Origin of the sequence: Streptosporangium sp. NPDC001559 (genome assembly GCF_042893955.1) — a bacterium.
In the GTDB taxonomy this organism is placed as follows: domain Bacteria; phylum Actinomycetota; class Actinomycetes; order Streptosporangiales; family Streptosporangiaceae; genus Streptosporangium.
On sequence record NZ_JBIAVG010000021.1, the window covers coordinates 134,567 to 157,401 of the forward strand.

At 70.5% G+C, this 22,835-nt stretch carries 20 protein-coding genes; 13 read left to right on the forward strand and 7 right to left on the reverse strand.

Annotated elements, in window-relative coordinates; all coding sequences use genetic code 11:
- Positions 1-20 precede the first annotated feature (20 nt).
- The 7 genes from ACFYY8_RS36340 to ACFYY8_RS36370 all read left to right on the forward strand — a co-directional run bounded on the left by ACFYY8_RS36340 (position 21) and on the right by ACFYY8_RS36370 (position 7,702).
- Positions 21-671 (forward strand): HAD family hydrolase, encoded by a 651-nt coding sequence (locus tag ACFYY8_RS36340; RefSeq protein ID WP_390049033.1) that lies wholly within the window; start codon positions 21-23, stop codon positions 669-671.
- Positions 672-802: 131 nt separating this feature from the next.
- Positions 803-1,333, forward strand: a complete 531-nt coding sequence (locus ACFYY8_RS36345) for a cellulose synthase (protein WP_390049035.1) — start codon at positions 803-805, stop codon at positions 1,331-1,333.
- 263 nt (positions 1,334-1,596) lie between these two features.
- Positions 1,597-2,607: an ABC transporter permease gene (locus ACFYY8_RS36350; protein WP_390049037.1), complete on the forward strand. Its 1,011-nt coding sequence runs from the start codon at positions 1,597-1,599 to the stop codon at positions 2,605-2,607.
- A gap of 58 nt (positions 2,608-2,665) precedes the next feature.
- A complete protein-coding gene (locus ACFYY8_RS36355; RefSeq protein WP_390049039.1) occupies positions 2,666-4,450 on the forward strand; it encodes an ABC transporter substrate-binding protein in 1,785 nt (594 codons plus the stop codon).
- 81 nt (positions 4,451-4,531) lie between these two features.
- A complete protein-coding gene (locus tag ACFYY8_RS36360; RefSeq protein WP_390049041.1) occupies positions 4,532-5,545 on the forward strand; it encodes an ABC transporter permease in 1,014 nt (337 codons plus the stop codon).
- The gene (locus ACFYY8_RS36365) at positions 5,542-6,585 is read left to right on the forward strand and encodes an ABC transporter ATP-binding protein (RefSeq protein ID WP_390049043.1); all 1,044 of its coding nucleotides are present in this window, start codon (positions 5,542-5,544) and stop codon (positions 6,583-6,585) included. The genes ACFYY8_RS36360 and ACFYY8_RS36365 overlap by 4 nt, the downstream gene beginning before the upstream one ends.
- Positions 6,586-6,646: 61 nt before the next feature.
- Positions 6,647-7,702, forward strand: a complete 1,056-nt coding sequence (locus ACFYY8_RS36370) for an ABC transporter ATP-binding protein (protein WP_390049045.1) — start codon at positions 6,647-6,649, stop codon at positions 7,700-7,702.
- A gap of 76 nt (positions 7,703-7,778) precedes the next feature.
- Here the strand turns inward: ACFYY8_RS36370 and ACFYY8_RS36375 are convergent, their stop codons facing one another.
- Together ACFYY8_RS36375 and ACFYY8_RS36380 are read right to left on the reverse strand one after the other, a co-directional pair.
- Complete coding sequence (locus tag ACFYY8_RS36375) at positions 7,779-8,069, reverse strand: AzlD domain-containing protein (RefSeq protein WP_390049047.1); 291 nt, start codon at positions 8,067-8,069, stop codon at positions 7,779-7,781.
- A complete protein-coding gene (locus ACFYY8_RS36380; RefSeq protein ID WP_390049049.1) occupies positions 8,066-8,794 on the reverse strand; it encodes an AzlC family ABC transporter permease in 729 nt (242 codons plus the stop codon). Before ACFYY8_RS36380 ends, ACFYY8_RS36375 begins: the two co-directional genes overlap by 4 nt.
- Before the next feature lie 79 nt (positions 8,795-8,873).
- Between ACFYY8_RS36380 and ACFYY8_RS36385 the strand changes: the two genes are divergently transcribed.
- A complete protein-coding gene (locus ACFYY8_RS36385) occupies positions 8,874-9,752 on the forward strand; it encodes a LysR family transcriptional regulator (RefSeq protein ID WP_390049051.1) in 879 nt (292 codons plus the stop codon).
- On the opposite strand, the gene ACFYY8_RS36390 is transcribed toward ACFYY8_RS36385, so the two are convergent.
- The 3 genes from ACFYY8_RS36390 to ACFYY8_RS36400 form a co-directional block, all read right to left on the reverse strand.
- A complete protein-coding gene (locus tag ACFYY8_RS36390) occupies positions 9,730-10,413 on the reverse strand; it encodes a response regulator (protein WP_390049053.1) in 684 nt (227 codons plus the stop codon). The two genes, ACFYY8_RS36385 and ACFYY8_RS36390, sit on opposite strands and share 23 nt — an antisense overlap.
- Complete coding sequence (locus tag ACFYY8_RS36395; RefSeq protein ID WP_390049056.1) at positions 10,413-11,591, reverse strand: sensor histidine kinase; 1,179 nt, start codon at positions 11,589-11,591, stop codon at positions 10,413-10,415. Before ACFYY8_RS36395 ends, ACFYY8_RS36390 begins: the two co-directional genes overlap by 1 nt.
- 105 nt (positions 11,592-11,696) lie before the next feature.
- Positions 11,697-12,569, reverse strand: a complete 873-nt coding sequence (locus ACFYY8_RS36400; RefSeq protein WP_352013100.1) for a RecB family exonuclease — start codon at positions 12,567-12,569, stop codon at positions 11,697-11,699.
- Between the two features lie 260 nt (positions 12,570-12,829).
- Here ACFYY8_RS36400 and ACFYY8_RS36405 point away from each other — a divergent pair, with 260 nt between their 5' ends.
- Together ACFYY8_RS36405 and ACFYY8_RS36410 are read left to right on the forward strand one after the other, a co-directional pair.
- Positions 12,830-13,921, forward strand: a complete 1,092-nt coding sequence (locus tag ACFYY8_RS36405; RefSeq protein WP_390049079.1) for a site-2 protease family protein — start codon at positions 12,830-12,832, stop codon at positions 13,919-13,921.
- Between the two features lie 243 nt (positions 13,922-14,164).
- Complete coding sequence (locus ACFYY8_RS36410) at positions 14,165-15,589, forward strand: FHA domain-containing protein (RefSeq protein WP_390049058.1); 1,425 nt, start codon at positions 14,165-14,167, stop codon at positions 15,587-15,589.
- Between the two features lie 19 nt (positions 15,590-15,608).
- Here ACFYY8_RS36410 and ACFYY8_RS36415 read toward each other — a convergent pair whose 3' ends face one another.
- Positions 15,609-17,648, reverse strand: a complete 2,040-nt coding sequence (locus ACFYY8_RS36415; protein ID WP_390049060.1) for a cation:proton antiporter — start codon at positions 17,646-17,648, stop codon at positions 15,609-15,611.
- Between the two features lie 118 nt (positions 17,649-17,766).
- On the opposite strand from ACFYY8_RS36415, the gene ACFYY8_RS36420 reads away from it, so the two are divergent.
- Positions 17,767-18,555, forward strand: coding sequence for a protein kinase (locus tag ACFYY8_RS36420; protein WP_390049062.1), 789 nt, complete (start codon positions 17,767-17,769; stop codon positions 18,553-18,555).
- A gap of 14 nt (positions 18,556-18,569) precedes the next feature.
- Here ACFYY8_RS36420 and ACFYY8_RS36425 read toward each other — a convergent pair whose 3' ends face one another.
- Positions 18,570-19,667 (reverse strand): GNAT family N-acetyltransferase, encoded by a 1,098-nt coding sequence (locus ACFYY8_RS36425; RefSeq protein ID WP_390049064.1) that lies wholly within the window; start codon positions 19,665-19,667, stop codon positions 18,570-18,572.
- Positions 19,668-19,848: 181 nt separating this feature from the next.
- Here ACFYY8_RS36425 and ACFYY8_RS36430 point away from each other — a divergent pair, with 181 nt between their 5' ends.
- Both ACFYY8_RS36430 and arc read left to right on the forward strand, forming a co-directional pair.
- Positions 19,849-20,718, forward strand: a complete 870-nt coding sequence (locus tag ACFYY8_RS36430) for a tRNA (adenine-N1)-methyltransferase (protein ID WP_390049066.1) — start codon at positions 19,849-19,851, stop codon at positions 20,716-20,718.
- 205 nt (positions 20,719-20,923) lie between these two features.
- Positions 20,924-22,687, forward strand: a complete 1,764-nt coding sequence (gene arc, locus ACFYY8_RS36435; protein ID WP_390049068.1) for a proteasome ATPase — start codon at positions 20,924-20,926, stop codon at positions 22,685-22,687.
- The last annotated feature ends 148 nt before the right edge of the window (positions 22,688-22,835 follow it).

Sequence of the window (22,835 nt, forward strand, 5' to 3'; positions counted from 1 at the left end):
GTGTAAGGGGTTTTCAGGGTATGGACGCGGTTCTCTTCGACATGGACGGTCTGCTCGTCGACAGCGAGAAGATCTGGTTCCAGGTCGAGAGCGAGGTGATGGAACGGCTCGGCGGCGGCTGGGGGCCGACCGACCAGGAGAACCTGGTCGGCGGTTCGATGCCCTCGACCGTCGCCTACATGTTGAGGGCCTCCGGCTCCGACGCGGACCCCGCGGACGTGGCGGCCTGGATGCTGGAGGGTATGACCTCCAGGCTCGCCGAGGGGGTCGAGATGATGCCGGGCGCCGCCGAGCTGCTGGCGGCCGTACGGCGGGCGGGGCTGCCGACCGCGCTGGTCACCTCCTCGCTCAGGCCCATCGCCGAGGCCTGTCTCGACGGCATCGGCAGGCACAACTTCGACCGGGTCGTCACCGGGGACGACGTGACGAGGACCAAGCCGGACCCCGAGCCCTACCTGCTGGCCGCGAGTCTGCTCGGGGTCGGCCCGGCTCGCTGCGTCGTGCTTGAGGACTCCCCGAACGGTGTGACCTCCGCCACCGCGGCGGGCTGCCGGGTCGTGGCCGTGCCCAGTGTGCTGCCCGTCCCTGCGGCCCCGGGGCGCCTGGTCGTCGGCTCGCTGCGCGAGGTCGGCGTCGAGACGCTGCGGGAGCTGTCCGCCGCGAGCCTGTGACCCACCCGGACTCTTCCCTGAGAGGGTCCCCGGCGGCCCCCTAGGGGACGTTCCCTCCGCTGGGAGGAGGAACGGCCCTCGCGCGACATGCCAGGATGGATCGGGTAAGCCGACTTTGAGGGGCGGTCCGCATGTTGTCGTTCGGTCAGATCGCGTGGTTGCCACTGTGCGCCGGGGTCACCGGGGTGGGGCTGGTGCTGAGCTTCCTGGCGCTGCGCCGCAGAGGCGCGGCCGCGGGGCTGAGAGGGGCGGCCTGGTCGCTGCTGCCCATGGCGGCGTACCTCACCGGTGCGCTGCCCGCGCTCTGGCAGGCGGGCACGGCCATCGCCGGATTCCTCACCGGCCTGGTCTTCAACCCCATCGTGTGGTCGGGGGTCGCCGTCACGGGACTTTCCGCGCTGCTGTTCCTGGTGTCCGGCGTGCTGCGCCGACGCGCCGCCCCCAAGGCGGCCGCGGCTCCCGCGGCCTCCGCCGCCCCCGCCGCGCCCGGGGTCACGGCCGGGTCCCCGGCCACCCAGCCCCTGCCACGGCGTCAGCCCCAGGCCGGGGCGAAGCCGGGCGCCCAGACAGGTGCCAAGCCCGGCGCCCGGGGGGCCTCGCCCGCCGCAGACGATGACTTCTCGGATATCGAGGCCATTCTCAAGCGCCGCGGGATCGGATGACCCAGCGTCACCCCTTGGGTGCAATGTCACAAATCTGAGACACAAGCCGAACGGCTTCCGGACATTCGCTTCAAGATCAAAACAAATGAATTTCGCATGAATCACAGTTGAGCCACATGGTGTGCCAGGGGACTAGTCAGCGCAGATCAGCCCATAGATTCTGCGTCACGGGACCGTCAAACGGCCCATAGACTTCAGGCGCGCTACCCGACCCGGGCACGCGTAATAGGACAATGTCGTCTGGGACCCAGGGGGCCACTGGTATGACCGCACCGCTCGATGTCTCCGGGCAGGCCATGGAGGCCCAGCCCGAGGCCGTTCTCGAAGGGGCGGGCGGAAAGGCCATCGAAGGCCGTTCGCTCGGGCGGATCGCGTGGATTCGCCTCAAACGCGACAAGGCGGCGATCATCGGCGCCTTCATCGTGGTCTTCCTGACCTTGGTCGCCATCTTCGCCGAACGTCCCTTCGGGGGCCTGATCGCGTTGTTCGGTGACAACCCGAACATTCCGAACAACGACCTGATCGACCCGCTCACCAGCGCCCCCAGCGGCGCCTGGGGCGGCATCAGCCTGGAGCACCCGTTCGGCCTCGAACCGGTCAACGGGCGCGACCTGTTCGCCAGGGTCCTGTCGGGTGCCCAGATCTCGCTGCTGGTCGCCTTCCTCGCCACCCTGATGTCGGTGGTGATCGGCTCGCTGATGGGCGTGCTGGCCGGCTTCTTCGGCGGCTGGGTCGACACGCTGATCAGCCGCCTGATGGACATCTTCCTGGCCTTCCCGCTGCTGCTGTTCGCCATCGCCATCGTGGGCGCGCTGCCCGACTCGGCGCTCGGCCTGACCGGCAACGGCCTGCGGATCGCCGTGATCGTTTTCATCATCGGTTTCTTCAGCTGGCCGTACATCGCGCGTATCGTGCGCGGTCAGACGTTGTCGCTGCGTGAGCGGGAGTTCGTGGACGCCGCGCGTTCACTCGGCGCGGGCAACGGCTACATCATCTTCCGCGAGATGCTGCCGAACCTCGTGGCGCCGATCCTGGTGTACGCGACGCTGCTCATCCCCACGAACATCCTCTTCGAGGCCGCGCTGTCCTTCCTCGGAGTGGGCGTGAACGAGCCGCAGGCCTCGTGGGGCGGCATGCTGACCCGGGCGGTGGACTACTACCAGATCGCCCCGCACTTCATGATCGTTCCGGGCCTCGCGATCTTCATCACCGTCATGGCCTTCAACCTGCTGGGCGACGGGCTCAGGGACGCCCTCGACCCGCGCGCCCGATAGCGGAACACGACCGTTTCTCCATATCACTGTCACTCATGACAAGGGGTGTACCACCACGATGAGGAAGACCAACGTCCTGGCGCTCGCGGCGCTGGGCACCGTGCTGACGATGGGGCTCGCCGCCTGTGGCGGCACAGCCGGTGGCGGTGGCAACACGTCCCCCGCGAACAACAGCTCGGCGGGTGGCGACAACGCCTCGGCCGCCAAGTACAACGACGGCTACACCAAGGTCGTCAACCCGTCGGACGCCAAGGGCGGCACGCTCAAGTTCGCGCTGACCGACGAGCCGGACTCCGCCGACCCGGGCAACACCTACTACGCCTGGAACTGGAACTTCACCCGGCTCTACGCCCGCCCCCTGATGACCTACACGGCCAAGCCCGGCCCTGAGGGCCTGAAGCTGGTCCCCGACCTGGCCGAGGCCCCCGGTGAGGTCAGCGCCGACGGCAAGACGTGGACCTACAAGCTGAAGAAGGGCATCAAGTACGACGACGGCACCGAGGTCAAGGCCGCGGACGTCAAGTACGCCATCGCCCGCAGCAACTTCACCGCAGAGCTCACCGACGGTCCGAAGTACTTCGCGCAGTACCTCGACGCCGGCGACTACAAGGGTCCCTACAAGGACAAGAACCTCGACGACTTCAAGGGCATCGAGACCCCCGACGACTACACGGTCGTCTTCAAGCTCAAGGCGCCCTTCTCCGAGTTCGACTTCCTGGTCGCCAACCCGCAGTCCGCCCCGGTGCCGCAGGCCAAGGACACCGGTGTCGACTACGAGAAGGCCGTCGCCTCCACCGGCCCCTACAAGTTCGAGAGCTACGAGGTCGGCAAGCAGCTCAACCTCGTCAGGAACGAGAACTGGGACCAGGCGACCGACACCACCCGCAAGCAGCTGCCTGACCGCATCGAGGTGCAGTACAAGCAGAACGCCGAGGACATCGACAACCGCCTGATCGCCGGGCAGATCCAGGTCGACCTGGGCGGCACCGGTCTGCAGCCCGCAGGCCGCGCGAAGGTCGTCAGCAACCCGCAGCTGAAGGACTCGACGGACAACCCGTTCACGCCCTTCAACCGCTACGCGATGATGTCCACCAAGGTCGCGCCGTTCGACAACGTCGAGTGCCGCAAGGCCGTGCAGTACGCCACCGACAAGGTCGCCACCCAGGCGCCGTGGGGCGGCCCGCTCGGCGGTGACATCGGCACCACCGCGATGACCCCGACCACGGTCGGCTACAAGCCGTTCGACCTCTACCCGAACGGCGCCGACCACAAGGGCGACCTGGCCAAGGCCAAGGAGGCCCTGGCGGCCTGCGGTCACCCGGACGGCTTCTCGACCAACATCGCGGTCCGCGGTGACCGGACCAAGGAGGTCCAGGTCGCCGAGGCGATGCAGGCCTCCCTCGACCGGGTCGGCATCAAGCTCACGATCAAGAAGTACCCCTCGGGTGACTGGAGCGCGCAGTACGCCGGCAAGCCGGACTTCGTGCACAAGAACAACCTGGGCATCATGATCGCCGGCTGGGGCTCCGACTGGCCGTCCGGCTTCGGCTTCCTGTCGCAGATCGTCGACGGCCGGGCCATCAAGCCCTCCGGCAACTACAACATGATGGAGCTCGACGACAAGGCCATCAACGAGCTGCTCGACAAGGGCGTCCAGACCTCCGACGCCGCCGCCCGCAACGAGATCTGGGCCCAGGTCGACCAGAAGGTCATGGAGTCGGCCGCGTTCATGTCCTTCGTCTACGAGAAGACGCTGATCTTCCGTCCCGCCAGCCTCACCAACGCGTACGTGCACCCCGCCTGGGGCATGTACGACTACACGTGGCTGGGTGTCAAGCAGTAGTCCTTCTCTAGCTAGCCAAAGGCAGGTGAAGGCCTGACGATGCCCGGGAGTGACCCTCCCGGGCATCCCGGCCGAACGATCGTGGTCGCTTTCATCGTCCGCCGCGTGATCGCCGCCGTGCTGATGCTCGCCGTCGTCAGCATGGCCACTTTCGCGATCTTCTTCCTCATCCCGCGCGCCCTGGGACAGACCCCTGAGGGCATGGCGTCGCGTTACGTGGGAAGGGACGCCACACCCGAGGCGATCCAGGGAGCCGTCAAGCGGCTGCACCTGGACGACCCGCTGCTCGTGCAGTACGGGCGTTTCGTCAAGGGCATCGTCGCCGGTGAGGATTACTCCCTCGGCCCCAAGAAGGCCGAGTGCCCCGCGCCCTGCTTCGGCTTCTCGTTCAACAACAACCAGCCGGTCTGGCCGACGCTGCTCGACCGGTTGCCCGCGACGCTCTCGCTGGCCCTCGGCGCCGCCGTCCTGTGGCTCGCCACCGGTGTCAGCATCGGTGTCATCTCCGCGCTGAAACGCGGCACCGCACTGGACAGAGCGGCCATGACGATCGCCCTGGCCGGAGTGTCGTTGCCGATCTACTTCACCGGCCTGGTCTCCCTGTCGGTGTTCGCCTACACGCTCGGGATCTTCCCCGGCGGCGGCAGCTACACCCCGATCACCCAGGACCCGGTCATGTGGTTCCAGGCGCTCGTGCTGCCCTGGATCACCCTGGCCTTCCTCTACGCCGCCCTGTACGCACGACTCACCAGGGCGGGCATGCTGGAGACGATGGGCGAGGACTACATCCGTACCGCCCGCGCCAAGGGGCTCAAGGAGCGCACGGTCGTCACCAAGCACGCCCTGCGCGCCACGCTGACCCCCATCCTCACCATCTTCGGTCTCGACCTCGGGCTGCTGCTGGGCGGTGCGGTGCTCACCGAGAGCACCTTCTCCATCCAGGGAGTCGGCAAGCTGGTGATCGACGCGATCCGCGGCAACGACCTGCCGGTCGTGCTGGGGGTGACCCTGTTCGCGGCGTTCTTCATCGTCCTGGCCAACCTCATCGTGGACATCCTGTACGCGGTGGTCGACCCGAGGGTGAGGCTCTCATGACGACTCAGCCACCCGAGTCCTTCCTCGAACTGCGCGACCTGCGCATTCACTTCCCGACCGAGGACGGCCTGGTCAAGTCCGTCGACGGCCTGTCGTACAAGCTCGACCGGGGCAAGACCCTGGGCATCGTGGGCGAGTCCGGCTCCGGCAAGAGCGTGACGAGCCTGGGCATCCTCGGCCTGCACAAGGGCGGCAGCGCGAAGATCTCCGGTGAGATCTGGCTCGACGGCGAGGAACTCGTCAGCGCCGGCGCCGACCACGTGCGGACGCTTCGTGGCAAGAAGATGGCGATGATCTTCCAGGATCCGCTGTCGTCGATGCACCCCTTCTACTCGGTCGGCGCCCAGATCGTCGAGGCCTACCGGATCCACAACAAGGTCAGCAAGGCCGTCGCGCGCAAGCACGCGATCGACATGCTCGGCCGGGTGGGCATCCCGCAGCCCGACAGGAGGGTCGACGACTTCCCCCACCAGTTCTCCGGTGGCATGCGCCAGCGCGCGATGATCGCCATGGCGCTCTCCTGCGATCCCGAGCTGCTGATCGCCGACGAGCCGACCACGGCCCTCGACGTGACCGTCCAGGCGCAGATCCTGGACCTCATGACCGACCTGCAGCGCGAGTTCAACTCCGCGCTGATCATCATCACCCACGACCTCGGCGTGGTGGCCGAGCTGTCGGACGACATCCTGGTGATGTACGGCGGCAAGTGCGTCGAGTACGGCTCCGCGGAGGACATCTTCTACCGTCCGGAGCACCCCTACACCTGGGGCCTGCTGGGGTCGATGCCCCGCCTGGACCGTGACCGGACCGAGCGCCTGCTCCCGATCAAGGGCAGCCCGCCCTCCCTGATCAACGTCCCGAGCGGTTGTGCCTTCAACCCCCGGTGCGCCTACGCGGGCCGTACCGAGGGCAAGTCCACCACACAGGTGCCCGAACTGCTGGAGACCGAGGGCGGTCACCTGGTCCGCTGCCACATGCCCCGCGCGGAGCGGCGGTCCATCTGGGACAACGAGATCAAGCCGATGATGGAGAGCACGTGAGCGAGCGTAGCCAGCGAGCCGGTGGGCACACCGTATGCCCGCGAGTGACGGGAGAGGGCGCGTGACCTCGCACGAGGACCACAAGAACAAGGCCGAGGCCGAGGTCCTGCTGTCCGTCCAGGGGCTCCAGAAGCACTTCCCGGTGACCAAGGGGCTGCTGCGCCGCCAGGTCGGCGCGGTCAAGGCCGTCGACGGGGTCTCCTTCGACGTCCGCAAGGGAGAGACGCTCGGCCTGGTCGGTGAGTCCGGCTGCGGCAAGAGCACCACCGGCAGGCTGATCACCCGGCTGCTCGAACCGACCGGGGGGAAGATCCACTTCGAGGGTCACGACATCACCCACATGTCGGCGTCGCGGATCCGCCCGCTCCGCCGGGACATGCAGATGATCTTCCAGGACCCCTACTCCTCGCTCAACCCCAGGCACACGGTCGGCGCCATCGTCGGCGCCCCCTTCCGCATCCAGGGGATCGAGACCGAGCAGGGCACGAAGAAGGCGGTCCAGGACATCCTCGAACTGGTCGGCCTCAACCCGGAGCACTACAACCGCTATCCGCACGAGTTCTCCGGCGGCCAGCGCCAGCGCATCGGCATCGCCCGCACGCTCGCGCTCAAGCCCAAGCTCATCATCGCCGACGAGCCGGTCTCCGCGCTGGACGTGTCGATCCAGGCCCAGGTGGTCAACCTCCTGGAGGACCTGCAGGACGAGCTGGACCTGACCTACGTCATCGTCGCGCACGACCTGTCGGTCATCCGGCACATCAGCGACCGGGTCGCGGTCATGTACCTCGGCAAGATCGTCGAGCTGGCCGACCGCAAGTCCCTGTACGACACGCCGATGCACCCGTACACCAACGCCCTGATGTCGGCGGTGCCGATCCCCGACCCGGCCAAGCGTAACGACCGCGAGCGCATCCGGCTCCAGGGCGACGTGCCCAGCCCGCTCAACCCGCCGCCCGCCTGCCGCTTCCACACCCGCTGCTGGAAGGCGCAGGAGGTGTGCAAGACGGTCGAGCCGCCGCTGGTCGAGCTGGCCCCCCGGCACCAGGTGGCCTGCCACTTCCCGGAGAACGCCCCGGAGTCAGGCCTGGCGACCCCGGCCGAGACGGTCTCCGCCTGAGGCGCCCACGCGCCGGGGTGCCGAGGCATCCGGACCTCCCGCCCCGTACGGCCCCGCCGTACGGGGCGGTCGGCGTTCAGGGGAGCAGGGCTCCGGCGAGGGTGCCCAGCAGCACGGCGGGCAGGAACCCGGTACGGCGGGCGCACAGCCCGGCCACCGCGGCGGCGACGGCCAACCGGACCGAGGGGGTGCCGCCGGGCGCGGCCTGGACGATCACCACGGCGGCCAGCAGGGCCACCGGCAGCGCCGCGGCCGCCGCGCCGAACCCCGGGCCGCCGACGCGTCCCGAGGCCGCCGCGCTCACCCCGGCCAGCCGCAGCAGGTAGGTCGTCACCGCCAGCCCCGCCACGAACAGCACGACGCTCACGCCCGTCTCACCGCCCTCGGCAGTACGGCCAGCGCCGCGAGCGCGACCGGCAGGCCCGCGGGCAGCCACCACGAGGACACCAGCGCCGTCGCCGCGGCGCCCGCCGCGACGGCCAGATCGGCACGGGTGCGCAGCAACGGGGCCAGCAGGGCCGCGAAGGCCGCGACCGCGGCGCCGTCGACGGCCCGCCGGGCCTCGGCGGGCAGCACGGCCCCCAGCGTCGCGCCCACGACGGTTCCCGCCACCCAGCCCGCGAAGAGCACCGACCCGACGACGAGGAAGGTCCGCCTGCGCGCGCGGGGGGACTCACGCGTCACCGCCGCGGCCACCGACTCGTCGGAGACCAGGTGCGCGGCGAGCGCGCGCCCCCACCGGGTCGGGAAGACGTCGCCGAGCGCCAGGCCGAAGGCGGTGAGCCGCAGGTTGACCAGTGACGCCGTGGCCACTGCGACGGCCACTGAGGCGGCCGCCGCCGTCCCCGAGATCGCCGGAGCCGGCGTTCCCACGTCGTCCAGTGCGGCCAGCCCGACGATCTGGCTTCCGCCCGCGTGCACCGCCACGCTGGCCAGCACCGCCTCCCAGACGGACCAGCCCCGCTCGACCGCCGCCGCGCCGAACACCGCCGAGTAGACGGCCGCCCCGCCCGCCGCGCCCAGCGCGAGCCCGAGGTCCTCCCGGAGGCCGTCCCGTCGCCCGGGAGGGGGCGTGCCCGTTCGTCGTCTCATGCGCCGATCCTCGGCGAACGATCCCCGTCCTGTTCAACAGCCTCCGGCTATGCCCATAGCCGGAGACTATCGTTGCGGGATGGAGGTTACGCTGCCCGCGGTACGGGCCTTCGTGGCCGTCGCGAGGGAGGGCTCGTTCGGCGGGGCGGCCGCCCGGCTCGGCGTCAGCCAGCCCACGGTGAGCGCCGCCGTCAGGCGCCTGGAGACCGCCGTCGGACGGCCGTTGCTGGTCCGCGAACGCGACGGCGTACGGCCGACCGAGCTGGGCCACCGGCTGCTGGCCCATGCGGTGGCCGTGGTGAGCGCCGCCGACGACTTCGAGGCGCTGCTGGCGGGGGAGACCCCGGAGCTGACGGTCGGCTTCATGGGTGAGGCGGCGGGCCCGCTGACCTCCCGGCTGCTCGCCGTCGTGCGTCGCGCCCGCGGCGGGGAGGTACGGCTGCGCCGGTTCGACTTCGACGACCCGTCCTGCGGCCTGCTGACCGGGGCCAGCGACCTGGCCGTGGTGTGGCCGCCGCTGGAGGCGGGCGACGCCCTGGAAACCCTGCTCCTGGGCACCGACCGGCGTGCCGTGGCCGTACCCGTCGGAGACCCTCTCGCCGGGCTCGCCACCGCGGGCCCGGCCGAGCTGGCGGGCCGCGTCTGGGTGGTGCCGCGCAGCCGGGACGAGGTCTGGCGGGCCTTCCGCCGTCCTGAGGCGGTCGGGGTGACGGACGTCGCGGGGGAGGTCGGCTCGGACGCGATCGAGGAGACCCTGGAGCTGGTCGCGGCGGGACGGGGCGTCGCCCTGCTGTCGGAGGGGACCGACGAGCACTACGCCCGCGCCGGAGTGGTCTTCGTCCCGCTCACCGGCGGGCCCAGGTGCGCCACCGCCCTGGCCTGGCGGCGCGCGGACACCCGCCCTGTGCTGGCCGGCGTGCTGCGGGCGCTCGGGGCTAGGGAATGGCGCCCGGAGTGATCAGGCCGGTCTCGTAGGCCAGGACGACGGCCTGGACACGGTCGCGCAGGCCGAGTTTGGTGAGCACGTTGCCGACATGGGTCTTGACCGTGGTCTCGCTGACCACCAGCTCGGCGGCGATCTCCGCGTTCGACATGCCTCTGGCGATCAGCTTCAGCACCTCGAGCTCCCGCTCGGTCAGCCGGTCCAGACGGGCCGGGGTCGACTGCTGGTAGGCCGAGGGCAGCCGGGCCCCGAAACGGTCGAGCAGCCTGCGCGTGACGCTCGGCGCGACGATGGCGTCTCCCGCGGCGACCACCCGGATGGCCTGCACCAGCTCGTCGGGCGGGACGTCCTTGAGCAGGAAACCGCTTGCCCCGGCGCGCAGCGCCTCCACGATGTACTCGTCGAGGTCGAAGGTCGTCAGCACCAGCACCCTGGGCACGTGCGCCCCACCGGTCGCCTCACGGACGATCCTCCGGGTCGCCTCGATGCCGTCGACCCCGGGCATCCTGACGTCCATCAGCACCACGTCGGGCAGCAGAGCCCGCGACTGGTCCTGGGCGGCCTTGCCGTCCCCGGCCTCGCCGACCACGGTGACGTCGGGCTCGGCCTCCAGGATGAGACGGAAGCCGGTGCGCAGCAGTGGCTGGTCGTCCACCAACAGCACTCTGATCGTCATCACACGTCCTTGAGGGGGAACCGGGCATTGACCTCGAACCCGCCCTCTGGGCGCGGGCCGATCCTCAGGACTCCACCATAGAGGGCCACACGCTCACGGATGCCGACAAGGCCGTGGCCGCTGCCCTCCCCGGGGACGGCGTCGCCGTCGAGGCCCCGGCCGTCGTCCTCGACCTCAACGGCCAGCTGGCCGTGCTCGTGCCGTACCGTCACCCAGGCGCGGGCCATGGGACCCGCGTGCCGCAGGCTGTTGGTCAGCGCCTCCTGGACCAGCCGGTAGGCGGCCAGGTCGATCCCGGGCGGCAGCGTCCCCGGGGTGCCCTCGACCCACAGCTGCGCGCGCAAGCCCGCCTCCCGCATCTGGTCGACCAGCGCGGGGATCTCGGAGACCCCGGGCTGCGGGTTGCGTTCGGCGGGGGAGGCGTCGGTTCTGAGCACACCCACGATGTTGCGCATCTCCGCCATCGCGGTGCGGCCCATCTCCTCGATCGCGGACAGGGCCTCCCGCGCCCCCTCCGGGTTGGTCGCCAGCACCCGGCGCGCCGCGGAGGCCTGGACGGTCATCACGCTGACGTGGTGGGCGACCACGTCGTGCAGCTCCCTGGCGATGCGGGAGCGTTCCTCCGCCCTGGCCGCCCTGGTGTCGGCCTCCCTGGCCCGTTCGGTGCGCCGGGCCCGGTCGCGCAGCTCCTCCAGGTACGCCCTGCGCAGCCGTACGCTCCGGCCGGTGATCCACATGGTGACGGTGAGGACCGTGACCGGCAGGTGGACGCCCCAGTCGCCGAGCGTGCCGCCGGGAACCGCCGAGACGAAGTGGCACACCAGGCTCCACACCAGCGCGCACAGGCTCAGCGCCAGGCCGCGGTGGGCGGCGACCGTGTAGACCAGCAGCAGCACCGCGGGCCACAGCGGCAACCCGTCGACGCCCAGCGTCGACAGGGCGATCCCCGCCAGACAGGTCGTCAGCAGCATGGAGAAGGGCGCGCGGCGGCGCAGGACCAGGGACAGGCACCAGGCCACGGTCAGCGCGGCGACGAGGCCCTCCTGCGTCCCCTCGCGGGGTGGGACGGCGCGCAGGAGGAGCACGGCGGCTCCCGCGAGCGCCACCGCGAGGGCCGTGTCGGGGACCAGTGGACGGTCGTTGAGCCAGGCCCGCAGGACGCCGGAGGGGTTGCGCACACAATCAATTTAGGCGCCCAGTCTCCGCCGCCGCCCTGCTGCGGGTGGATATCACACTCATACCCACGGATGACGCGGAACGCCTCAGAGGTGCTGCGGAGGCGCTCAGAGCTCGTCGGTCGCGGCCCTGGCGGGACGTCTTCTCGTGCTGCGCACGGTGTCGCCGGGCTGCCGCTCGGGCAGCGGCGGGGGAGTGCCGCCGAACTGCGGGCACAGCTCCTGGTAGTTGCACCAGTCGCACAGGCGGCTCGGTCTCGGCGGCCACTCGCCGGTCTCCATGGCCCGTTCGATGGCCGTCCACAACGCCCGCACCTTGCGCTCCGTCGCCAGCAGGTCGGCCTCGTCGGGGGCGTAGCGCAGGACCTCCCCCTGGCCGCCGAGGTACATCAGCTGCAGCACGCGCGGCACCGAGCCGTGCAGCCGCCACAGCGCCAGCGCGTAGAACCTCATCTGGAACAGCGCCTTGGCCTCGAAGGCGGGGCCGGGCGCGCTGCCGGTCTTGTAGTCGACGACCCGGACCTCCCCGGTCGGCGCGACGTCGAGCCTGTCGATGTAGCCCCGTAGCACCAGGCCGTTGTCCAGCGTCGCCTCGATGTAGAGCTCCCTCTCGGCGGGCTCGAGGAGGGTCGGGTCCTCAAGGGTGAAGTAGCGCTCGACCATGACGGCCGCCTGGGAGAGCCACGCGGCCCGCTCCGCCTCGTCGGTGAACATGTCCTCATAGGACGGCTCGGCGGCCAGCAGTCTGCGCCACTGCGGTTCGAGCAGGTCGAGCGCCGCGGCCCGGGTGCGCTCGGCGGCCGGCAGGTCGTAGAGGCGTTCGAGCACCGAGTGGACCATCGTGCCGCGCACCGCGGCGGGTGACGGCGGCTCGGGCAGCCGGTCGATCACCCGGAAACGGTAGAGCAACGGACATGTCATGAAGTCGCCCGCCCGGGACGGCGACAACGCTCCGATGATCGTGGGCTCGGTCGGTGGCATGTCCGCACTGTAGGTCACGGTGACGACAGTTCGGGACGGCTCACGGAACCCCACGCGGACCTCACAGGTTCTTCCGGGGGTCTCACGGGCGCGAGGTCTCGGGAAGATCTCGGAGGGGTCTCGGGAGGACCAGGTTGGCCGCGGGCGGCTGCGGGTGGCCCGATGGCGCGTAGCATCGAGGCCTGAAGACGATGTGAGCGAGGAACGGTGAGCCAGCGGTGAGCAGCGACAGCCCGCGCCAGGACAAGCCCGGACTGCGGATGGGACGGCCCTTCGGCATTCCCGTCTACGTCTCGCCGACCTGGTTCATCGTCGCGGCGTTCATCACCTTCACCTTCCAGGGTTCGGTGAGCGCCCAGCTGCCCGAGCTGAACGTCCCGATGACCTACGTCGTCTCCTTCGTCTTCGCGGTGCTGCTGTACGTCTCGGTGCTCCTGCACGAGCTGGCCCACTGCGTGGTCGCCAGGATGTACGGCCTGCCGGTCCGCCGCATCACCCTCTACCTGCTCGGCGGCGTCTCGGAGATCGAGCGCGAGCCGGAGACTCCCGGCAGGGAGTTCATGGTGGCCTTCGCCGGGCCGCTGCTGTCCCTGGGTCTGGCGGTCATCGGGTTCCTGGCCTACCGGGTCATCGACCCCGACACGATCGCGGGCGTCCTGGTCTTCCAGCTGTGGCTGGCGAACCTGATCGTCGGGGTGTTCAACCTCCTGCCCGGCCTGCCCCTGGACGGCGGGCGCATGCTCCGCGCCGGGGTGTGGAAGCTCACCAAGAGCTCAGGCTCGGGCACCGCGACCGCCGCCTGGGTCGGCCGGGCGCTGGCCGTCCTCCTGGTCGCGGTGCCGGTCGGCCTCGCGCTGATCAGCGGGCAGGCGCCGAACACCAGCATGCTCATCTGGTCGATCCTGCTGGCCTCCTTCATCTGGCTCGGCGCCACCCAGTCGCTGCGCAGCGCCCGGGTTCGGGCCCGCATCCCGCAGGTCAACGCCCGGGCCCTGGCCAGGCGCGCCATCCCGGTGACCGCGGACGTGCCGCTGGCCGAGGCGCTGCGCCGGGCCACAGAGGCGCAGGCGGGGGCGATGGTCGTCGTCGACCACGACGGCCGCCCGACCGGGATCGTCAACGAGGTCGCGGTCGAGGCGACCCCGGAGAACCGCCGCCCCTGGGTGAGCGCGGGCTCGCTGGCGCGCAACCTCGAACCGTCGCTGGTGCTGGCCGCGGACCTGACGGGAGAGGCCCTGATCGACGCCATGCGTGAGACCCCCGCCGGTGAGTACCTCCTGGTCGAGCGCGGCGGCGAGATCTTCGGGGTGCTGGCGACCTCCGACGTGAACCGTGTGTTCAGCGGGGTCTAGACGGTACGGCACGGGCCCGTCCCGCGGCCGCTGGGGGAGAGACGCCGTTCGGGTTCGCCGGCCCTCGTCCCTGAGGGTCTTCTGCTGTACTTTTTGCTACGGTCCGATGCGGTTGATTTGATTGACCCGGTCCCACCTGCCGTGTTCTGGACGCGCACAACCGTCCGGGCTGGGTGCGGCTGGTGACGGACGGGCCGATGCGGGTTCCGTTCATCGGGTGGCGTTTCCGGGAGGGAGAGTTCTGTGACCGACGAGGGCTTCGGAGTGGTGCGTCCACTTCCAGGCAACGGGCTGGTCGCCCATGTGGGGGGCCTGCTGCTGGTGTGTGACGCGGCTGAGCCCGTCGTCGAGGACCTTCTGGGCGCGCTCAGGGAGACGGCGGCCTCCGGCGGCGACGGCCGGGCCCTGGCCCGCCGTGTCGCCCAGGTGCTCGCGGTCGTGATGGGCGAACCCGTGGCGTGCGCCGTCGCCGGTCCGGTGGCCTCCGGGGTGGCCGTGCTGGTCAGCGGCCCGGCGTTCGCCTCGGTCACCGGTCAGGGCGGTGAGGTGCAGCTCGCCGGGCGCGACGCGCTCACCTGGTCCGACCGGCTGGTGCCCGGCCCGGTCACCCGGGTCGAGCTGCGCCTTCCCGAGGCCGGGCAGGCGCATCCGCTGACCCGGCTGGACAGCGGCGTGGTCACCGCGGGCGGCGTCCTGTGCGACCCCGCCGAGCCCGGGCAGGAGCCCGTAGGGATCCCGCGCCGTGAGCCGGCGGCCGAGGCCCTCCCGCAGGCCGCGCCCGCGGCGCCCGCCGCGGAGCCGATGCCCTCAACGGGAGCTCAGGCGGCGCCCGCCGAGTGGGGCGAGCCCATGCGGTCCCAGCCGTCCGTGGACTGGTCCGTACCCGAGGCGGCGTCCCCTGAGCCCCCGGTGCCCGCAGCGCCCCCGCTGCCCCCGGGGCCGCCCGCCCCCTACCCGATGGGCTCCCCGGACCACTACGCCTCCGGCCCGCCCGCGCACCAGTCCGCTCCCCAGGGATGGCACTCCGATCCGGGGCCGCAGATTCCCGCCATGGCCCAGCACGAGGAGCCGGAGCCCGTCCCCGACGTCCGTGACCAGCCCTTCGAGTACGAGCTGCTCATGCCGGGCGGTCTCCAGGGCACGGCGGAGTCCCCGGTCTCCCCGGCGCCCGCGGACCAGCAGGCCGAGTCCCGCCCGCTGGTCTACGGGGTCGACTGCAAGAACGACCACTTCAACGACCCGCGCGTGCCGTACTGCGCGGTCTGCGGCATCGCGCTGGTTCAGCGCACGCTCGTCCCCTACAAGGGGCCGCGCCCGCCGCTCGGCGTGCTCCTGCTCGACGACGGCATGACCCTCCGCCTCGACAGTGACTATCTGGTCGGCCGCGACCCCGAGCGGGCCCCCGAGGTCGCCGACGGGTCGGTGCGTCCCGCGAAGGTCACCAGCCCCGACGGGTCGGTCTCGCGCCGTCACCTGCGGGTCGCGCTGGACGGCTGGGACGTCAACCTGGTCGATCTGGGCTCGGTCAACGGCACCCAGATCCAGCCGCCGGGCGACCCCAACTTCTACGACATCCCGCCGAACGAGCCGGTCGCCATCCTGCCGGGCACGACCGTGCGGATCGGCGTCTCACGCACGATGCGTTACGAGTCGCACCGTAACCGCTGACGACCGGCGCGGACCGCGCTCAACTCCGTACGGAGGCCTCGACGACCTCGACGGGGGCTCCGGCAGGGGTCTGGCGCAGCGTGGAGACGAGCGCGGGCCAGTCCACCGGGTCGGCGTCCCGCTCGGCCCGGACCAGCAGGTGCGCCGCCGGCCCCGTGGCCTGCCCGGCGCCGTCCCCGGCCACGGTCAGGGCGTCCTCGGGCACCGGGCCGCCGGTCACCTCGACCCCGAGCCGGGTCAGCCGCCTGACGAGGGCCGTGGCCCTGCCGCCGCCCTCGACGACCAGCGGGCGCCCGCAGGCCAGGGCCAGGGTGAGCGCCACACGGACGGCGTCCTCGCCGGCCTGTCCATGAGGCACCGCGACCGGCCCGCCGGGCGGCAGGCCCGAAGGACCGGGTGAGGCCACCGTCACCACGGGGCAGGCGACCCCGTCGCGGATCGCGGCGTGCCCGGGGGTTCCCCGGGGCAGTACGACGAGGCCGGGAGCGGTCTCCACGGCCAGCTCGGCGAGTTCGGCGCCGACGGAGGCGCTGAAGCGGCTCACCACCCTCACCTCGGGGCCGTGCGCGCGCACGACGTCCGCGAGGATCTCAAGTTCGTGGAGGGTCTCGGCCAGCTCGGCCAGCTCCGACGACAGGCCCCCGCCGAGTTCGAGACGGCCGCCGGGATAGGGCCGCAGATGGGCGAGGATCACCTCGGCGGGCGCGGCGGAGCGGGCCAGGAGGGCCGCCAGCTCCGCCAGTGGGACCTGCTCGGCGGGGGAGCCGGGCACGACGACCAGCACGCGGGTGGCGGCGCGTGTGCCGAGGGCCTCCCGTCCGGCCTGCTCGATGTCGCGCGCGACCCGCCGCCCGGGGTAGACCTTGCGCAGCAGCGGCTCCGTCATCGCCGTGGTCAGCAACGCCATCACCACCATCAGCGAGTACAGCTCCTCGTCGAGGACGCCCTTCTGCAGCCCGACGGACAGGATGACGAGTTCGGTGAGCCCCCGGGTGTTGAGCAGCGTGGCGATCGCCAGCGCCTGCCGTCCGGGAAGCCGTGTGCGGGCCGCGGCGTAGGAGCCGAGCAGCTTGCCGCCGATCGCGACCACCAGGATCGCGGCCAGCGTCCCCAGGCTGGACAGGTCGAGCGTGCGGAGGTTGACGTCGAGCCCCGCGACCACGAAGAACATCGGCAGCAGCAGGAGCACGGCGAGCTGTTCGAGGCGCTCCAGGATCTCGTGGTTGAGCCGTTCGGCGCCCTCACGGGGCATCACGGCGCCGAAGACGAACGCTCCGAAGATGAAGTGCACATGCATCCACTCGGTGGCCCAGGAGGAGGCCAGCAGGCCGATGAGCACCAGGGAGAGCAGCCCCGGGGTCAGCCTGCCCGCCCGCTGCCTGGCGGGCACCAGGCGGGCCAGCAGCGGCCGGACGACCAGGAACATCAGCAGCCCGTACGGCAGGGCCAGCGCGACCCGCCACTGGTCCGCGCCCTCGTTGACGCCTCCACCGGCGCTCGCGAGGCCCGCCACGACGGCGAGCGCCGTCCAGGCGAGCACGTCGATCACCGCGGCCGAGGCCAGCGAGAGGCCGCCGACCGTGGAGCGTTGCATCCCCCGGTCGGTGATGATCCTGGCCAGCACGGGGAAGGCCGTCGCCGCCATCGCCGCGCCCATGAACAGCACGAACGGCAGCGTCCTGGCCCCGTCGACGTGGTCGCCCGCGATGCCGAGCGCCAGCGCGCAGCCGAGCACGAACGGCACGAGCGTCGAGCCGAGCGCCACGGTCACCGCGGTCCTGCCCCTGCCCCTGACCAGCTTCTGGTCGAGTTCCATGCCGACGACGAACATGAACAGCACGAGCCCGACGTCGGCCAGGGCGCGCAGCGGGGGCATCATCCCGTCGCCGAACAGCCGGTCGCCGAGGAGTGGCCCGAGCAGGGTCGGGCCGAGAAGGATGCCGGCCACGATCTCCCCGACGACCGGTGGCTGGCCGAGTCGCCGGGCCACGGCCCCCAATAATCGCGCTGAGATGAGGACGATCACGAGGTCGAGCAGCAGCAGATCAACATGGAACACTGGGACACGCTTCCCCGTAAGTAATGAAAGTAATGAAAAGCCCCGAGGGTGACCAAGGCGACGTTACCGTCTTAATGGATCATCGCGAGCGTCGCGAGGCACGTCGAAGGGAACGCCGGTGGAGGGTATCGCCGATTACGAGTTCGTCCGTCCGCTGGGAACGGGCAACCATGGCGAGTTCTACCTGGCGAGGAGACCGCGGCGGCTGCCGGTTGAGACCGACCTGGTGGCGGTGAAGGTGGTCGGCGGCACCGGCAAGGACGCCTTCCGGCGGGCGACCAGGGAGCTGAAGGCCTTCGCCACGGTGCGCTCGCCCTACCTCGTGACGCTCTACGACGCCGGGCAGCAGGGCGGGGTCTTCTACTACTCGATGGAGTACTTACCCGAGGGCTCGCTGAGACTGCCCGCCGGGACGCCCTCGCGGGAGCGGGTCCTGCGTTCGGTCGCGTGCGCGGCCCAGGCCGTCCAGGCGCTGCACGAGGGGGGCATCCTGCACCGGGACGTCCATCCGGGCAACGTGCTGCTCACCGAGACCGGGGGCAAGCTGTCGGACCTGGGCCTGTCGCAGGTGTTCGCGCCCGGCGCGACGGTGACCGGGATGGGCGGCATCGGGTCGGCCGAGTTCACCGACCCCGCGCTGCTGCGGGGCGGTGACCCCTCTCCCGAGGGGGACGTGTGGTCGCTCGGAGCCACGCTGCACTGGTCGATGACCCGCACCGGCCTGTACGGCGAGCTGCCCGTTCACGACCCGCTGCTGACCCTGCGCAGGGTCAGCACGACGCCGCCGTCGGTCAGCGGCGATCTGGAGCCGGAGCTGGCCGACCTCGTCCGAGCCTGCATCGGGGACATGGCCGCGCGGCCGACCGCCAGGGGGGTCGCGGACCGCCTGCACGCGCTGCTCGACTGAGAGGGGCCGGGGTCCTACCCCCGCAGCCTGTACCACTGCAGGTCGTCCAGGCGGGTGCCGTCAGGGCCGGGCAGCAGGCCGTGGACCAGACCCTCCTTGGTGAAGCCCGCGCGCTCAAGCACCCGGTGCGAGGCGTGGTTGTCCGGGGCGGTGCCCGCGACGACCCTGGCCAGCGGGGTGTGCTCGAAGACCCATTCGACGAGCAGGTTCACCGCCCGTGCGGTGAGACCCCTGCCGCGGAAGGCGGGCAGCAGGCTGTAGCCGGTCATCGCCTGGCCCAGCATCGGGATGATCGAGGTCAGCTGGATGTGCCCGGCGAAGGCGTCCGTCGCGGCCTCCCTGATGGTCAGCTCGACACGTTCGCCCGCCAGCCAGTGCGCCCCCGCCTCCCGGCACAGTTTCTCGACCCTGGCCATGTCCGGCCCCTCCGGGGGGACGCTGTAGCGCACGACGTCGGGCAGGTTCTCCAGCCCGTGGTGGTCGGCGGCGTCCTCGGGGCCCAGGGGCCTCAGCCGTACCACGCCGTCGGACAGCGAACCGCCCGGCAGGGCGGGCAGGAAGGGCTGGACGCGTTCGCCGGGCTCGCCGTACAGGCGGGCGAAGGCGATCAGGTCGCTCCTGCCGCCGTCCCTGCGGGCCTCGGCCGAGCGCCTGACGCCCTCGCGCTGGAAGCCCGCGGCGAGCGCGACCCGCTGACTGGCCAGGTTCTCGACATCGGCCAGCAGTTCGATCCGCCGCACGCCGAGGGCGAAGGCCCACTCGGTGAGCGCCCTGGTGGCCGCCGTCGCGACCCCCCGTCCCTGCGCCCACGGCGCGACCAGGTAGCCGACCTCGCCGTTGCCGCGCGCGTCGAGCGGCTTGAGGCCGATGTTGCCCATCCACTCGTCCGTCTCGGTGTCGGCGATGGTGAAGGAGGCGCCGCCGTCCCGCCAGGACCGCTCGGCCGCCCTCAGGTAGGCGAACGCGTCGTCACGGGTGTACGGCGCCGGCAGGGTCGGCAGGAAACGGCTGATCCGGGAGTCGTCGCAGGCACGGGCGATCGCCTCGACGTCGGTCTCGGCCGGTGGGCGCAGCACGACGTCCCGGGAAAGGATCACATCTTGTGGGAGCATCCCCAAGTGCTATCAGTTCCCCATGAAGGGGGACCAATCATTTCGGTCCGGTCACGCGCCCCGGCGTGCGCCGAGGCCTTCACCGGGCCTTCGTCGGGCCTTCGTCGGGCCCTCGCCGGGGTCTCTCCCGGGTCTTTCCTGCGGGACAGGGTGGCGGCCGGGCGCCGATAACCTTGCGGGCATGGGTTTTCGCAGGCATGGGCCGTTTCAGGCCGGGGATCAGGTTCAGCTCACCGATCCCAAGAACAAGCGTCACACGGTGACGCTGAAGGAAGACGGGGTCTTCCACACACACAAGGGCGGCATCCCGCACAGCGACCTGATCGGCCAGCCCGAAGGGTCGGTGGTGCGCTCGTCCGGCGGCACCCAGTATCTCGCGTTCCGGCACCTGCTCCAGGACTACACGCTGTCCATGCCGCGTGGCGCCGCGGTCATCTACCCCAAGGACTCGGCGCAGATCGTCGGCATGGCCGACATCTTCCCGGGCGCGCGCGTCGTCGAGGCGGGGGTCGGCTCGGGCGCGCTGACCTGCTTCCTGCTGCGCGCGGTCGGCTCCGAGGGCCGGGTCACCTCCTACGAGCGGCGTGAGGACTTCGCCGAGGTCGCCACCAAGAACGTGGAGAAGTTCTACGGCGGCCCGATGGACCAGTGGCGCCTGGTCGTCGGTGACTTCGTGGACGCGCTCGACGAGAGCGACGTCGACCGGATCATCCTGGACATGCTCGCGCCGTGGGAGTGCGTCGACGCCGCGGCCAAGGCCCTCACTCCGGGTGGTGTCATCTGCTGTTATGTGGCGACAACCACCCAATTGTCCCGCACGGTGGAAACTCTCCGCGAACACGGGAGTTTCACCGAGCCTCATGCGTGGGAGACCCTGGTTCGCGACTGGCATGTCGAGGGACTCGCCGTACGGCCGGACCACAGGATGGTCGGGCACACCGGGTTTCTCGTCACCGCGCGTCGCATGGCGGACGGGGTGACCCCACCACCTCGTCGCAGGCGTCCAGCAAAGGGGGCATATGGCGAAGAGTCCACCTCTTCCACCAGTTGATGACGATTCAGCCACGAGGGTGCGCCGGAGAGTGACGCGGGAACAGAACTCCGTGTTCTTATGCTCCAAGGACTAAACGCACCATAAGGGATTGTTAAGTGCCTACTTAATGTAGGCATACGAACACTGCTCGGCCAGGTAAGGGACAGCCCCCAGATGGGTAGGGTTTTGAGTAGTCGGTCTCGACTGGGAAGGAGGTGACGCCGTGGCAGCTCGCGACGACGCCGAGGCTCGTGCCGCGCAGCGCGAACGGGAGGTCGCCGACCTCACAGCACAGGTCTCCTTCCTGCAGGAGGAGATCACCACGCTACGTCGGAAGCTGACGGAGTCTCCCCGGCAGGCCAGGATTCTCGAAGAGCGTCTCCATGAAGCACAGGCGAACCTCGCGGCCGTAACCGGCCAGAACGAGCGGCTCGTGGCCACCCTCAAGGAGGCCAGGGACCAGATCGTCGCGCTCAAGGAGGAAGTCGACCGGTTGGCGCAGCCGCCCTCCGGCTTCGGCGTGTTCCTTGAGTCCAGGGAAGACGGCACGGTGGAGGTCTTCACCGGCGGTCGCAAACTTCGAGTGAACGTCAGTCCAGCGGTGGACGTCGACTCGCTGAAGCGTGGCCAGGAGGTCATGCTCAACGAGGCGCTCAACGTCGTCGAGGCCCTCGGATACGAGGAGGTCGGCGAGATCGTCATGCTCAAGGAGCTCCTTGAGGACGGCCAGCGCGCGCTGGTGATCTCGCACGCCGACGAGGAGCGGGTGGTGAGACTGGCCGAGTCGCTGCTCGACCAGCCGATCCGCGCGGGCGACTCGCTGCTGCTTGAGCCGCGCTCCGGTTACGTCTACGAGCGCATTCCCAAGTCCGAGGTCGAGGAACTCGTCCTGGAGGAGGTGCCCGACATCTCCTACGAGGAGATCGGCGGGCTCATGCGGCAGATCGAGCAGATCAGGGACGCCATCGAGCTTCCCTACCTGCACGCCGACCTCTTCCGCGAGCACAAGCTCCGTCCCCCGAAGGGCGTGCTGCTGTACGGCCCGCCCGGATGCGGCAAGACGCTCATCGCCAAGGCGGTGGCCAACTCCCTGGCCAAGCAGGTCGCGGAGAAGACCGGCCAGTCGGGCAAGAGCTTCTTCCTCAACATCAAGGGTCCCGAGCTTCTCAACAAGTACGTCGGCGAGACCGAGCGGCACATCCGCCTGGTCTTCCAGCGCGCCAGGGAGAAGGCCTCCGAGGGCACCCCGGTGATCGTGTTCTTCGACGAGATGGACTCGATCTTCAGGACCCGTGGTTCCGGCGTCTCCTCCGACGTCGAGAACACCATCGTTCCCCAGCTGTTGTCCGAGATCGACGGTGTCGAGGGCCTGGAGAACGTCATCGTCATCGGCGCCTCCAACCGTGAGGACATGATCGACCCGGCGATCCTGCGGCCCGGCCGTCTGGACGTCAAGATCAAGATCGAACGGCCGGACGCCGAGGCGGCCAAGGACATCTTCTCGAAGTACCTCATCGAGGACCTTCCGCTGCACACCGACGACCTTGCCGAGCACGGTGAAAGCCGTGGCGGCACGATCTCGGCGATGATCCAGCGGGTGGTCGAGCGGATGTACACCGAGAGCGAGGAGAACCGCTTCCTCGAGGTGACCTACGCCAACGGTGACAAGGAGGTCCTGTACTTCAAGGACTTCAACTCCGGCGCGATGATCCAGAACATCGTGGACCGCGGCAAGAAGATGGCCATCAAGCAGTTCCTGGACACCGGGCAGAAGGGGCTGCGGATCCAGCACCTGCTGGCGGCCTGCGTGGACGAGTTCTCCGAGAACGAGGACCTGCCCAACACCACCAACCCCGACGACTGGGCCCGCATCTCCGGCAAGAAGGGCGAGCGGATCGTCTACATCCGCACCCTCGTGACGGGCAAGCAGGGCACCGAGGCGGGCCGGTCCATCGACACGGTCGCCAACACCGGTCAGTACCTGTAGAAGCACCACCAAGGCGGGGGGGGGGCCCCCGGGGGGCCCCCCCCCCCCCGGGGGGGCCCCCGGGGGCGGCGGGAAGGCGCCCCCCGGGGGCGGGGGGGGGGGGGCCGCCAAAACGGGGGCAAACAAACCGGCCCGGGGGCCCCCGGTG